A 13,614-nucleotide genomic window follows, 5' to 3' on the forward strand; every position below is an offset into this window, starting at 1 on the left:
CATGAAACAATTGTGTTACATCACTTTTCCAGAAAGTGAGCGGTTTGTCAAAGTAGAGTCCGCAGAAAATCCTTTTAACAGCATGTAGATGCAGTAAAATTGTTCGGTGCTGAAGTGGTAGAACATGGGCTAGCCATGTTTTACATCAGGATTACGTCCAACACTGAAAGATACGACTATAGTTGGACTGATTTGTAGCGGTTCTGTTTGTTTACCTAACTTTGCTCACAAATGTGTGAGCAAAAGTGTTTTTTGTTTAGAAATTAAACTTTTCTGCCGTTTGCTTAAAAACTTTAAGATCCGTGATCATTTTGTCTGACATCAGCGCGGCTTGGGTTCTGTGTTGTTCACCTGTGCTAAATAACACTAAGCGATCGCTGTGCTTAGTACGCATTTTACGCATCATGAATTTGAGTAAATCAGTGCGGGTGAGCTTAGTGATTTCGTCTACGACGAGTTCTCTTTGGTTAAATTGATAATCTCTATTGCCGACACTGACCCAATAACGTTGACTGCGAGTTTTGAGGTTCGCGTCGTGCTCCATGATTTGATTAATCAGACCTACCTTTGTGCTTTCCCATTCTTCGTTGGTGATTTGCATCACTGCATAATTAAAGTCGGCAATAAACTCGTCGATGGCTTCTAATAAATGCAGGGGCCCAGTTGTGGGTGACTGAATATAGAAAATAAGTCCAGGATGACGATTGAGCGGCAGGTAACCTGTGCCTACCATATAGCCCAACTGTTTTTCAGTACGCAGCTCATGGAAGAAGGTGGACGACATAGTGTGATTCAGTAAGCTAAATAGCGCCATTTTTTCGGGTGTTGCCACGGCAGATTGGTAATACACAATAATTGCGCTATCTTGATGATCTATTGCGAGTTCTCTCAGTAACGTGCCTTGGCCTGTTAAATTCACTAATTCTCTGGTGGACTCGGCGCTCGGCGTCGAAACTAAGGATAAAATGTGCTCTAAACGTTTGCCGAGAGCTTGTGCTTCAGAGACTAGCCAATCCCCGTAGACTAACCCTTCAAGATAGATCTTTTCGTAGAAGGCGCGTACATGGTTATGTAAATCTTCTAGGCTAATATCTTCCAACATTTGAGCCATGCGTGCTGGTTCATAACTGCTTTTTTGCAGAGTAACAGTCAGGCTAGTAAATAATTGTGAAATCGGTTTAGCCTGTGTCTGATTCTGCCAACTGCGCAGTAGCTGAGATTTTATGAGGGCAAAGCGCTCTTCGGTAAAATTGCGCTCTCTGGCTTTATGGATTAATAGCGCTAATAACGTTTCTTGATTGCCGGTAAAGCCCGATAAATGCAGTGTAATTCCGCCTTGATGCGGATAAATGTTATAGCTTAATCCAGCAACTTCGGCCTGATATGTTGGCTCGGTGAGATAATCGAGTAGCATTTCAACATATAAGCGGGTGAGGGCGGCATGCCTTGGCGTTTTACTTGCCTGCTCTGAATCTAGCGATAAATACATGTGACCTTTTGGCACATTAAACTCATCATCTTTCTTATGCCAAATGCGGTATCCAGTTGATTCTGCAACTATCACTGGCACGTCAACATCGCTCTTATCCGGACGGGCAATCGAGTCGGCGACAATAAAAGGATTTGCAGCCGGTAGCTGTAATTCAGGGCGAATATTGTTCACTTGCCAACGAGCGAGGGACTGTGGCGCAATTGGGCGGACTTTGTACGGTGTGTGATACCAGTTAGCTTTACGATCGGTTTTAACCGATTGGGCGATAAGCTGCAGGCGCATATTCTGTGGCACCATGAGCTCAAGTAGCTCAATGGTTTCAGGGATATCCAGCCCATCCATCCGATAATCGCCAAAGACCAAGTCTTCGACCTCATAGTGATGCATATTGATGCTGAGATGGCTGGCTAAATCGAGGGATTTAACTTGCTCTTGATAACGAAACGCCATTTTGAGCAGGTTTGCACGCTCCAAATAACGCCATTCATCTAAGCCTTGGGTTTTGATAAGTTCAATATACTCAAAACAGCAGCTGATAATTTCATCGAGATTGCCTAGCCCTTTATCGGTTAACTGTAAACCGATACTGTAATCCTTGAAGTTATAACCATTTACACCGCCGCCCGCAGACAAGTTGTTCACTAATCCTTGTTCTTTCAGATACGACAACAGACTGCCATGACTCTCATTGCCTAAAATATGGCTGATATAAGTCAAAGGCTTACGTTTGTAGTAGTGATCAATTCCTGGGAAATTAAAACTGATGCTTAAGCGTTTTTGCTCCTTAAGCGGCACAATATCGATTTGCCTCAACAGTTCTTTTTCTGAAAATAGTGGTACTTGAGGATAGTTTTTCACTAAGTTCAAGTTTCGGATCCCACTAAAATAGTGGCAGGCTAAATCTTGTAATTCATCAAGGGAAAGCGGAGCGACTAAGCACAAGGTCATTAAGTTGGCGCTGTAATGGCTTTGATAGAAATCGAGTAATTCACTACGTACCTGTGCCTGTTCTCCGCCTAAGGTGACTAAGTTACCCACGGAAAATTTCGAAAATGGATGCCGTGGGTTGACTGTCTCTTTGAGTACTTGATAGGTCCGACGGATATCATCTTTTAGTTTTAAACTAAATTCAGATTCAATAGCTTGGCGTTCTCTATCGACTAAATCTAAATCAAATTTTGGGGCGATAAAAAATTGGCTGAATCTGTCTAAGGAGTCGGCAAACACTTCTTCATTGATGGTGAAAAAGAAGTTAGTGTGCTCTGTGCCCGTCCAAGCGTTATTGCTGCCGCCATGCTGATTAATAAAGGCGTGATACTCGCCTGAGTCTGGGAATTTCTCAGTACCTAGAAAGAGCATATGCTCTAAAAAGTGCGCCATGCCGGGTCTATCTGCGGGATCATCAAAATGACCCACGCCTACAGCCATAGATGCGGCAGCTTGGCTGGCATCTTGATCTTCAACCAATAACACCCGGAGTGCATTATCTAATACAAGATAACGATACTGGCGGTGATCATTTGGACTTTTATATATGGACTGAGAGGCTTGCAAAGAGACACTCCGGTAACGATAGCTTGTTATATATTGATAGTCTTAATGGTTTTTAGCAAATATCTCTTGTGTTTATCGACTAAAGATTAAGTCTTGTGAGGTTTGTTGAAACGGATTTTAGGGCTACAATTGGGATAAAACAAAAACAAGTTTGAGTCGCGAGAGAAGTATGCAGCTATTTTTGATGAGACATGGTGACGCCGGATTTAATGCTCAGTCTGATAGAGACAGAACACTGACCGATGTTGGAAGGCACCATACTGTGTTGATGAGCAACTGGCTAGCTCGCAGTGTGGCTGATTTCGATCTTGTTTTAGTTAGTCCTTACTTACGAGCACAGCAAACGTGGCAGGAACTGAGTCAGCATTTTCCTGAGCCGCGTAAGTGGTTAGTCGCCGATGATCTTGTGCCTTCTGGCGATCCCGCCAATGTAGCCGCCTTGGTTGTGGCTTATGCTGAGTTATACAAGGCGGATAAAGTACTCGTGATTGCTCACATGCCGTTACTGGGTTACTTAGTCAGTGAGTTAGTGGCTGGCGTTGAGCCGCCATTATTCGCGACGTCAGGCATTACGCTCATTGATAAACATGCCGAGCAAGCGTCGATTGTGTGGCAGCACGCCCCGCATAGTATTAGCTAATCTAGGTTTATATCTCTTTTACAAAACAAACGGCCCACATTAAATGGGCCGTTTTTTTCGCTAAATAGTAAATGTTAAAGCCTAAGCCGATAGCGAGCTAACGTCTATGCGGCTGCTCACCAATATCAATCAGCACTAATAACGCCGCATCCCCTCCCCATTCTTTAGGCGCCTGATGGAAAGCTTTCACCATAGGATGCTGCACTAACCACATGGGAACTTGTTGTTTCAATATGCCACTGCCATAACCATGCATAATGCAGCAGCACAGACTCTGTTGTTTGACGCAGGCTTGGATTAATGCTGCTAGCTCAAGTTTGGCTTCTGATTGGCGATAGCCGTGTAAATCCAGCAGCAAATCTGGCTGGTAATCGCCACGTCTGAGGCGTTTGAGTTCTAAACTGTCAACACCTTCTTCTAACCAACGCATTGGCCCTTGTACAGGCAGTAGTGGCTGATAAGTATCTGAGAAATAACTGTTAGCATGCAGTTGCTGCTCTTTCAGTTCTATTTCTTGTTTGGTTTTTAAGGGCATGCGAAAGTGTCGCTTATTTTGCGTGATGGGTTTAATTCCATCAATAAGCGCTGAGAACATCGCCAAGCCTTCTTTGTCGTCGTCTTTATTCATGGCGGGTATTCTATTGAATCCTATGGTTTCTGAATAGAGTTCAGTTACAATGTTTGCGAACAAACTAGCGGGAGCACGTTTTGGATAAGATCTTTGTAGATGAAGCTGTGACAGAATTACGTACTATTGGCGATATGTTACGTTGGGCCGTGAGCCGTTTTAACGATGCCAATGTGTATTATGGTCATGGTACTGATAATGCGTGGGATGAAGCCATCGCCTTAGTTTTCCATGCCTTACACTTACCCGAAGAAATCGGTCAGCAAGTGATTTTAAGTAACTTGACCAGCAGTGAAAAGCATAAAATTGTCGAGTTGATCATTCGTCGGGTGAGAGAACGCTTACCTGTGCCTTACTTGACCAACAAAGCGCGTTTTGCTGGGCTTGAATTTTACGTCGATGAGCGCGTGTTAGTGCCACGTTCACCGATTGCCGAAATGATCGCTAACCGTTTTAGCCCCTGGTTATATAACAAGCCAGTCACACGTATTTTAGATTTATGTACTGGCAGCGCTTGTATCGCGATTGCCTGTGCCTATGAATTTGAAGACGCCGAAGTTGATGCGCTGGATATCAGCGAGGATGCCTTAGATGTGGCGCAAATCAATATCGAAACCTTAGGTGTGATGGACAGAGTATTCCCGATGCAATCGGATCTGTTTTCGGCCATTCCAGAAGGGCCTCAGTATGATTTGATTGTTTCAAACCCACCTTATGTGGATGCCGAAGACATTGGCGACATGCCAGATGAATATCACCATGAGCCTGCCATCGGTTTAGCCTCAGGTCGCGACGGGTTAGATTTAACCAAACGCATACTGGCCAATGCCGCGCAATACCTAACACCAACGGGTTTGCTCGTAGTCGAAGTCGGTAATTCTATGGTGCATTTGATTGAGCAGTTTCCAGAAGTGCCATTCACTTGGATTAACTTTGAAAATGGCGGCGATGGTGTATTTGTATTGACCCGCGATCAACTGGTCGAAAATCAGTCAGTGTTCGGCATTTATCGCGACGCACAATAGCCTAAGATAGCAAATTAGGTTGAGACTTTTCCCGCTGCCAGTTAGGCTTGCAGCGGGAAAATAAATTGTCCAGTACTCGCTGGGCGCGGAGCGATGAACAAATAACCTAAGGTGTACAAAGCGGATGTCTGGAAACAGTATTGGTCAAAATTTTGTAGTGACGACGTTTGGTGAGAGTCACGGTGTTGCACTGGGTTGCATTATTGATGGTTGCCCTCCTGGGCTTGAATTAACCGAAGCCGATATGCAGCATGATCTTGACCGCCGTCGTCCTGGGACATCCCGATATACCACGGCACGCCGTGAGCCCGATGAAGTGCGGATTTTATCCGGCGTCTTCGAAGGTAAAACCACGGGCACCTCGATTGGACTCTTGATTGAAAATACCGATCAACGCAGTCAAGATTACTCTAATATCAAAGATTTATTTCGCCCTGGGCACGCCGATTATACCTACCAGCAAAAGTACGGTATGCGTGACTACCGCGGTGGTGGCCGCTCTTCAGCTCGTGAAACTGCGATGCGGGTTGCGGCGGGTGCTGTGGCTAAAAAGTATTTAAAGCAAGTTCACGGTATCGAGATCTACGGCTATATGTCGCAGTTGGGTCCTATTTGTGCGCAGACTATTGATCTTGACCAAATCGAGCAAAATGCCTTTTTCTTCCCCGATGCTAGCAAGCTGGAAGCGCTCGATGAATACATGCGTGAGCTGAAAAAATCCGGTGACTCGATTGGCGCGAAAATCTCCGTTATCGCGACAGGTGTGCCAGTGGGTTTAGGTGAGCCAGTATTTGATAGACTCGATGCCGATATCGCCCACGCGCTGATGGGTATTAATGCCGTCAAAGGTGTTGAGATTGGTGATGGTTTTGGTGTCGTGACGCAAAAGGGCTCCGAAGGGCGTGACTTAATGTCGCCGCAAGGCTTTGAATCTAATCATGCGGGCGGTGTACTCGGTGGGATTTCGTCGGGTCAGCCGATCATTGCCCATATTGCGTTAAAACCCACATCAAGCATCAGTGTGCCGGGCCAAAGTATGACGGCGCAGGGTGAAATGGCCGAAGTTGTCACTAAAGGTCGTCACGATCCCTGTGTTGGGATCCGCGCAGTACCGATTGCCGAAGCTATGCTTGCCATTGTGTTGATGGATCACTTGCTAAGACACAGAGCGCAAAATCAGGATGTGCGTAGTCATACGCCAGTGCTTGGTATGCGATAAGTCGCATGAAATAGCTGGTATGCGATAACGATACAATGAGTAGCATGAGATAAATGGAATGCGTTAATGTCAACTTCTTCTAGCACAAGCCGGCAATTGCGCTGGCTTTGTGCCTGCTATTTTTTCTTCTTTTCTATTCTCGGCACTATGGTCCCTTATCTTGGGGTCTTCTTCGAAAATCGCGGTTTTAATCCTCAAGAAATTGGCTTTTTACTCGCCATCCTGATGGCGACGCGCATTGTTGCGCCGAATGTGTGGGCTAAAGTGGCTGACCGTACTGGGATGCGCGCCGAGCTGATCAAAATGGGCGCGGGAGCCGCCGCGCTGGCGTATTTGAGTTTCTTCTACCATGGTGGTTTTGTGTATATGGCGCTGAGTTTGGCTCTCTATACTTTCTTTTGGAATGCGATCCTCGCCCAGCTTGAGGTGATCACCTTAGAAACCTTAGGCGAGAATGCCAGCCGCTACGGTCAAATTCGCAGTTGGGGCAGTGTCGGTTATATTTGTCTTGTTGTCGGTGCGGGCTTTGCCATTGGTCAGTGGGGCACAGAAGTGCTGCCTTATATTGGTTTGTCATTATTTATTGGCATGTTAGCCAGTGCGTTGCCATTACCTGCAAATCGTTTAGTGCGTGACACCAGTCAAGTGCGGCCGCCATTGCAATGGAATCGGGCGATTATTTGGTTCTTAGTCTCGGCCATGTTGCTGCAAATGAGCGCGGGACCTTTCTACGGCTTCTTCGTCTTATATTTAAAGCAAGCAGGTTACTCCGAATCCTCGGCGGGCATATTTGTCGCCCTTGGCGCTATGGCCGAGATCGTGATGTTTATGTTCGCGCCGCGTTTACTCGGCCGCTATGGCGTGAATACCTTATTGATTGCCAGCATCGGCATGACTTGTCTACGTTGGTTATTGGTTGCTTTTGGGGTAGATAGTGTGTTGTGGCTTGGTTTTAGCCAATTATTACATGCCTTTACCTTTGGCTTAACCCATGCGGCATCGATTCAATTTGTGCATAAACATTTCGATGCGAGTCACAGAAGCCAAGGTCAAGCCCTATACGCCAGTTTAAGTTTTGGGGTTGGCGGCGCGCTCGGTACTTGGATTTGCGGCTATATTTGGGGCGATGGTAGTGGGGCGGTTTGGTCTTGGGTATTTGCCGCAGTATGCGCCTTTGCCGCTATGCTGGCGGTATTCTTTATCCCTAAGGATAAACCGAGTGTTGCAGCCCATACGGCCTAGTCATATCCATTAAGATAAAAATATAAAAAATCAAAAGATTGCGTTAAGTGAGGTAAAGGGTGATTCGGTTTCGTTTAGGGTTAGTTGTCAATCCGTTGGCTGGCTTAGGTGGCAGTGTTGGTCTTAAGGGCAGCGATGGCGTTGCCGAAGAAGCGCTCGCCTTAGGCGCTGAACCCAAAGCCGCCTTGCGTATGATGCAGGTCCTCGAGGTTATCCGTGATTATAGTGATGACATTGAAGTCATTACCGCTTCAGGCATCATGGGTGAAGACGCCGCTAAAACACTGGGTTTTACCACGCGAGTGGTGTATCAAACTCCGGATAAAACCCAGGCGCTGGATACGCAGGCCGTTGTGCGTGCGCTGCTGGATGAACCGCTGGATTTACTGCTTTTTGCCGGTGGTGATGGCACGGCCCGCGATGTTTACTCTGTATTTGAACAAGCCACTATCGACGACAAACTCCCTGTGCTCGGCGTGCCTGCTGGGGTGAAAATTCATTCCGGCGTTTACGGTATTACGCCCCATGCGTCTGGCATGGTGGTCAAGATGTTACTCGATGGCGAACTTGTCAGTTTGATGTCCGCCGATGTGATGGATATTGACGAAGTGGCTTTTCGCCAAGGTACAGTGCGCGCTAAACGATTTGGTGAGCTCTTAGTGCCCGCCGAGCCGCGTTATGTGCAAGCGGTGAAGATGGGCGGCAAGGAAGTCGATGAACTCGTGCTGGCCGATATCGCCGCCGATGTGATCAATCAAATGGAAGATGAACTGTACATCATGGGCTCTGGCAGTACGGTTGCCTTTGTTATGGAAGAGTTAGGCCTCGATAATACCCTGCTCGGTGTTGATCTTATTCAAAATAAAAACCTTGTTGGCAGTGACTTAACCGCGAATAAATTACTCGAACTGACCCAAGATAAGCCGACTAAGTTGGTGATTACCTTAATTGGTGGCCAAGGCCATATCTTAGGGCGCGGTAATCAACAGTTGTCACCCGAGCTCATTCGGCGCATTGGAAAAGACAATATTATTATCCTTGCCACAAAAACTAAGCTAAAAGCACTTGATGGACGACCACTAATTGTGGATAGTGGCGACCCTAAATTAGATAGCGAGCTTGGCGGCTACTATAAAGTGACGACGGGCTACCATGATTACGTCATGTATCAGGTGGCCAATCCAGATTTATTGGTCGCAGCAGATGTGTCGGCCAATCCAGTATTAATGGAGAGTTAGACCCATGTTAGAGCATTACGAAGACGCATTAGAACAGTGGATCGCCAGCGTTGTTAGTCATGGTGATGACGATGCTTTGTTTGCCTGTGGCTACTTACAGGGCCATGTGGCCGTAGTGTTATCCCAATTGGAAGCACAGGGTGAAACCGACCTCGATGCCCTTATGTTGAAAATGACCGACTGTCTAGCACTCGCGCGCCAAGAATTAAATGATGCCGATTATGCCTTGGTTGAACAGGCATGGGCACAGCTGCAGGCAAAGATTATAGGCGAATTGGATGTTGCCTAGCTCCCAGCCGATGACTGACAACGAGCACGTGACTAATACCGAAGTAACGAGTGTAGAAATGCCTAGTGCTGAATTAGCCTGTGTGCAAACGCTCAATGCTAGCGCGGTATTTATCGGTTTAGTGAATCCTAAAACGCCCGTTAACGTCGGTGGCATTATGCGCGCATCGGGTTGCTATGGCGTCGATGGCGTCTTTTATACCGGCAGGCGCTACGAGTTAGCCGCGCGTTCGGGTGCTGTGCAATACCATGTCGATACTAAAGATGCTGGCGAGCGTATTCCGCTCACTGGCGTCACTTCATTGTTAGCCGCGATTCCGGCGGACACTCAGCTTATCTGTGTCGATTTGGTGGTGGGCGCAACGCCACTGCCGGATTTTGTCCATCCCGCAAAAGCCTTTTATGTGTTTGGTCCTGAAGATGGCACCATTGGCCAAGAGATTATCGATAAAGCCGATGCTGTAGTGTATGTGCCTACGGTCGGTTGTATGAATCTTGCTGCTTCGGTCAATGTGCTGTTATACGACAGATTGGCTAAATCCCACCGTGAGGCTGTAAGCCTGACATCGAGCCTAGCATCTGGTCTACCTTCGAACTTAAGCGGCGATGCACTCATCCGTCAGAGTCGTGATAACAACAATCGTACTCGGGTGAAAGTGGCGAGAGAATCGAGAAAGCCCCGACATATTGAGGCTAGTTGTGTAGAGCCTAGCAGTCTTGAACCTAGCAACAGTGATAACACTATGGTTGTTACTGCCGCTTAAGTGGTTTACAGAAAATAATAAAAAAGGGATTAAGCCTTGGCTTAATCCTTTTTTATTTGTACAGGCGATGGCAAAGCTAGAGGGATTTTCCCTTGAGTAACTTTCGCAGCCACATACGATTAGGGTTGAGTTTACACAGGGTTTCTTTATCGAGCGGTATTGGTTCGCCGCAAAGCTGCGCCGCGAGACATTCGGCGGCCAGTGGCCCAGAACTTAACCCCCGTGAGCCTAACCCGCCAAGAATATACAGCCCTTGATGCACGGGTGCTGGCGTGGTTTGCCAGTAGCGGCGACTTTCTTTCGTGAGTTGATGCTCTGCATAATCCTTAATAATTTGCGCCACATCGGGCGCGCAGCCCATCATAGGGAAATGATCCCGCGTGACCATACGCACGCCAACACGGGCATTGTTGCCACTCATGTCGATATCTTCAAGCCAAGACTGATTAGGATAACTCTCGTGCATTTTGGCGAGGTTTTCTTGCTGCTCCAGCGGGCAAAAATCTAAATGCTTAGGTTCTTTAACGTAACTCGCGCCAAGGCAGTGGAGTCCTTCGTGACTCGGGGTCAAATAACCGTTTGCGCACAGCACTGTCGCGAGTTGACTCAATTGAAATTGAGCGGGTACATGGCTGACTTGGCCGCGAAAAGGGCTAATTTGTAATTTGTTGCTGGCATCAAATTGCGTGAGCGCTGCGCCATTGGCGAGCACAAGTTGTGCAAAGGGGCCAAAGCGATGCTTCGCGGTGATTAAATACCAACCTTCACTTTGATACTCAATTTCAAGGATCTCAGTCTCCAAATGGAGTTTGACCTCAGAAAGCAGCTGCGCTTTTTGTAGTGCGGCTTCGGCATATTCGTAGGGACAAACCCAGCCAGCCAGCGGATAGAAAAAGCCTGATTTGTCGATATTAATGTTCGCAAGAGAATTGGCCAGTTTCGCATCGACTCGATAGGCAATTTCACTTGGCCAGTTCTGGCTTTGAATAATTTTATCGAGTCGTAATTGGCTGCGTTCATCGTGGGCAGTTTGCAATACCCCGCAAAAATCATGGGAAATCGGCGTTTGATTTGGGGCGGGGACAGATGTCAGCGCCTGTACTCGACGGCGGCTAAATAAAAATGCCTGCTGGAAGAAGCGGCTTAATTCATCATTTTCCGGTGTCAGCAGCGGATAAATCGCTCCTTGGCGGTTGCCCGAAGCGCCTTGGCCAAGCTTGGCATCTTTACAAAAGAGCTGCGTACTTTGGCCGCGTTCCGCCAAAGACAGTGCCAAATGCGCCGAGGCTAACCCGCCGCCTATGATGGCAATCGAGCTGGGCGCGTCCGAGGGTAAGATTGCAGCCATAGGATTAAAGGCATAGGCTTTAGCGTCTTGCTGGCGTAAGACGTGGCGCTCGTGTAACAAAATGGCATCAGGCTGAGGGTTTGTCTGTATTTCAGCGCAGGTAAAATCCCTCACCTCAAAGCCACAGGCTTGGAAACGGCTCACAGGTGTTTCGCTTAATCCGCTTGATTCGTTTAATCCAATAGTTGCAACAGTGGCGCCATCGTCACTGAGTTTTGCCATCTGCCAATGGATCTGCTGATTTAACCCATTTTGTAGATGGGGCAATACCAGCCAGTGCTGAACGGGGTGAAGCGGAGAATGGATGAGTGAGCTGAGCTGGGATTGAATATCACCAAAGTGCAGGTCGATTGTGATACGACCGTCATCAAAAATTAATCTCTGACAACCTATAATAGCCGTCGGCTCTGTATGAAGTAAGCGTTGGGCAAGTGGCTCAAGTTCAGGCACTTTGGTTAAACAGGCGGATTGATCCCAAAGTAATTTAAGTTCGTACGCATTAATCGGATTGGGTTCGAATACGTTAAGGAGTAATCGTTGGTTAGGATTTGTCTGAGTGCGCCACCAAGATAAGAGTTCAAGCCCGTTGCCTAAACCTATTTGCCCTAATACTAAGAGTTTTTGCTGTGAATGAGCCTCAAATACCCGCTGCTGATAAATGCTCAACTTGCTGAGATAGTGTGCATCAGTGTGAGCTGTTGCGGGATAAAGGTTGATTAATTGCGGGTAATCGCGCTTAATTTGGCAAGGTTTATTGGGCTCTGCAGTCAAAGAAATTTACTCTCGGTCTCATAATTGGCATTATTTTACTCGCCTTTATGGAAAGCTGACCACTTAATTGAGTCAAAACAGATACTATTGGCTCAGCGAAAAGTAGGTACTGACATGTACACAATGGATAGCAATAAAATGAAAAGAGTCGTGATCACCGGAATGGGTGTTGTTTCAAGTATCGGTAATAACAAGCAAGAAGTGACCGAGTCACTGAAAGCGGGCCGCAGTGGTATTACGCATTCAGCTCAGTTTGAAGAGATGCAATTACGTAGCCATGTATGGGGTGACATCAAGTTAAACCCTGCTGAGCATATCGATCGTAAGGCATTGCGTTTTATGGGTGATGCGGCAGCTTATGCTTACATTGCTATGCAAGAAGCGGTTGCCGATGCCAATTTAACTGAAGAGCAATATTCAGATCCGCGCGTAGGTTTGATTGTGGGTACAGGCGGCGCATCATCGTCTAACCAAGTACAATCTGCCGATACATTGCGTGAAAAAGGCGTTAAACGCGTAGGTCCGTATATTGTGCCTCGCATCATGTCGAGCACGGCCAGCGCTTGTTTAGCCACGCCATTTAAAATTAAAGGCATGAACTATTCTATCAGTTCAGCCTGTGCAACTAGCGCCCACTGTATTGGTCATGCCGTTGAACTTATCCAAATGGGTAAGCAAGACATGGTGTTTGCCGGTGGTGCTGAAGAAGTGGATTGGACACTGACCATGGGCTTCGACGCTATGGGTGCACTGTCAACTAAGTACAATGCCACACCCGAAAAAGCCTCTCGTACCTATGATGCAGACCGTGATGGTTTTGTTATCTCTGGCGGCGGGGGTATTTTAGTGGTTGAAGAGTTAGAGCATGCTCTGGCTCGCGGCGCAAAAATTTACGCTGAAGTGATTGGTTATGGCGCGTCTTCAGACGGTTATGACATGGTGGCGCCATCGGGTGAAGGCGCTGTGCGTTGTATGCAAATGGCGATGATGGATGTCGATACCCCAATCGATTACATCAATACTCACGGCACTTCAACGCCAGTGGGCGACGTGCGTGAATTAGAAGCGCTACGTGAAGTTTTCAAAGACAAGTGCCCACCGATTGCATCGACTAAGTCTATGACAGGTCATGCATTAGGCGCCGCAGGCGTACATGAAGCGATTTACAGCTTAATCATGATGGAAAACAGCTTTATTGCTCCAAGCATCAATATCGAAAATCTGGACGAAGCGGCGAAAGATATGCCTATCGTGCGTGAATATCGCGATGCTGAGCTGAATACAGTCATGAGTAACAGCTTTGGTTTTGGCGGTACAAACGCCACGCTAGTGATGCGTAAATTCAAATAAGTTTGTTTATCAAACGTGATAGAAGGGAAGCTTAGGCTTCCCTTTTTTATGGGCG

General features: G+C 47.0%; 11 protein-coding genes. 8 read left to right on the forward strand and 3 right to left on the reverse strand.

Annotated elements, in window-relative coordinates; all coding sequences use genetic code 11:
- Positions 1-256 precede the first annotated feature (256 nt).
- Positions 257-3,046 carry an insulinase family protein gene (locus tag ACHA99_RS17315; protein ID WP_263254712.1) on the reverse strand — a complete coding sequence of 930 codons (2,790 nt, stop codon included), beginning with the start codon at positions 3,044-3,046 and terminating at the stop codon, positions 257-259.
- A gap of 169 nt (positions 3,047-3,215) precedes the next feature.
- Between ACHA99_RS17315 and sixA the strand changes: the two genes are divergently transcribed.
- Positions 3,216-3,686: a phosphohistidine phosphatase SixA gene (sixA, locus tag ACHA99_RS17320; RefSeq protein WP_028761045.1), complete on the forward strand. Its 471-nt coding sequence runs from the start codon at positions 3,216-3,218 to the stop codon at positions 3,684-3,686.
- 97 nt (positions 3,687-3,783) lie between these two features.
- Here the strand turns inward: sixA and smrB are convergent, their stop codons facing one another.
- Positions 3,784-4,314: an endonuclease SmrB gene (smrB, locus tag ACHA99_RS17325; RefSeq protein WP_105252090.1), complete on the reverse strand. Its 531-nt coding sequence runs from the start codon at positions 4,312-4,314 to the stop codon at positions 3,784-3,786.
- Positions 4,315-4,394: 80 nt separating this feature from the next.
- Between smrB and prmB the strand changes: the two genes are divergently transcribed.
- The 6 genes from prmB to ACHA99_RS17355 all read left to right on the forward strand — a co-directional run bounded on the left by prmB (position 4,395) and on the right by ACHA99_RS17355 (position 10,090).
- Positions 4,395-5,339 carry a 50S ribosomal protein L3 N(5)-glutamine methyltransferase gene (prmB, locus tag ACHA99_RS17330; RefSeq protein ID WP_011788895.1) on the forward strand — a complete coding sequence of 315 codons (945 nt, stop codon included), beginning with the start codon at positions 4,395-4,397 and terminating at the stop codon, positions 5,337-5,339.
- A 124-nt stretch (positions 5,340-5,463) separates the two neighbouring features.
- A complete protein-coding gene (gene aroC, locus ACHA99_RS17335; protein WP_028761043.1) occupies positions 5,464-6,558 on the forward strand; it encodes a chorismate synthase in 1,095 nt (364 codons plus the stop codon).
- A 66-nt stretch (positions 6,559-6,624) separates the two neighbouring features.
- On the forward strand, positions 6,625-7,800 hold the full coding sequence (locus ACHA99_RS17340; RefSeq protein ID WP_393944076.1) for an MFS transporter: 1,176 nt from the start codon (positions 6,625-6,627) through the stop codon (positions 7,798-7,800).
- 59 nt (positions 7,801-7,859) lie between these two features.
- On the forward strand, positions 7,860-9,038 hold the full coding sequence (locus ACHA99_RS17345; protein WP_393944078.1) for an ATP-NAD kinase family protein: 1,179 nt from the start codon (positions 7,860-7,862) through the stop codon (positions 9,036-9,038).
- A 4-nt stretch (positions 9,039-9,042) separates the two neighbouring features.
- Positions 9,043-9,327, forward strand: a complete 285-nt coding sequence (locus tag ACHA99_RS17350; RefSeq protein WP_011788898.1) for a YfcL family protein — start codon at positions 9,043-9,045, stop codon at positions 9,325-9,327.
- A complete protein-coding gene (locus ACHA99_RS17355) occupies positions 9,317-10,090 on the forward strand; it encodes an RNA methyltransferase (protein WP_393944080.1) in 774 nt (257 codons plus the stop codon). Before ACHA99_RS17350 ends, ACHA99_RS17355 begins: the two co-directional genes overlap by 11 nt.
- A gap of 76 nt (positions 10,091-10,166) precedes the next feature.
- Here ACHA99_RS17355 and mnmC read toward each other — a convergent pair whose 3' ends face one another.
- Positions 10,167-12,209: an FAD-dependent 5-carboxymethylaminomethyl-2-thiouridine(34) oxidoreductase MnmC gene (gene mnmC / locus ACHA99_RS17360; RefSeq protein ID WP_393944082.1), complete on the reverse strand. Its 2,043-nt coding sequence runs from the start codon at positions 12,207-12,209 to the stop codon at positions 10,167-10,169.
- A gap of 138 nt (positions 12,210-12,347) precedes the next feature.
- Between mnmC and fabB the strand changes: the two genes are divergently transcribed.
- Entirely contained in the window at positions 12,348-13,559 is a 1,212-nt protein-coding gene (gene fabB / locus ACHA99_RS17365; protein ID WP_041408164.1) for a beta-ketoacyl-ACP synthase I, read from the forward strand.
- Positions 13,560-13,614 lie beyond the last annotated feature (55 nt).

The organism is Shewanella sp. S23-S33 (assembly GCF_043359565.1).
In the GTDB taxonomy this organism is placed as follows: domain Bacteria; phylum Pseudomonadota; class Gammaproteobacteria; order Enterobacterales; family Shewanellaceae; genus Shewanella; species Shewanella oncorhynchi.

Excerpts from the sequence above, each read along its gene's own strand:
- sixA (WP_028761045.1), top strand. The coding sequence starts at position 3,216 with ATGCAGCTATTTTTGATGAGACATGGTGACGCCGGATTTAATGCTCAG.
- smrB (WP_105252090.1), bottom strand. The coding sequence starts at position 4,314 with ATGAATAAAGACGACGACAAAGAAGGCTTGGCGATGTTCTCAGCGCTT.
- aroC (WP_028761043.1), top strand. The coding sequence starts at position 5,464 with ATGTCTGGAAACAGTATTGGTCAAAATTTTGTAGTGACGACGTTTGGT.
- ACHA99_RS17340 (WP_393944076.1), top strand. The coding sequence starts at position 6,625 with ATGTCAACTTCTTCTAGCACAAGCCGGCAATTGCGCTGGCTTTGTGCC.
- ACHA99_RS17350 (WP_011788898.1), top strand. The coding sequence starts at position 9,043 with ATGTTAGAGCATTACGAAGACGCATTAGAACAGTGGATCGCCAGCGTT.
- ACHA99_RS17355 (WP_393944080.1), top strand. The coding sequence starts at position 9,317 with ATGTTGCCTAGCTCCCAGCCGATGACTGACAACGAGCACGTGACTAAT.
- fabB (WP_041408164.1), top strand. The coding sequence starts at position 12,348 with ATGAAAAGAGTCGTGATCACCGGAATGGGTGTTGTTTCAAGTATCGGT.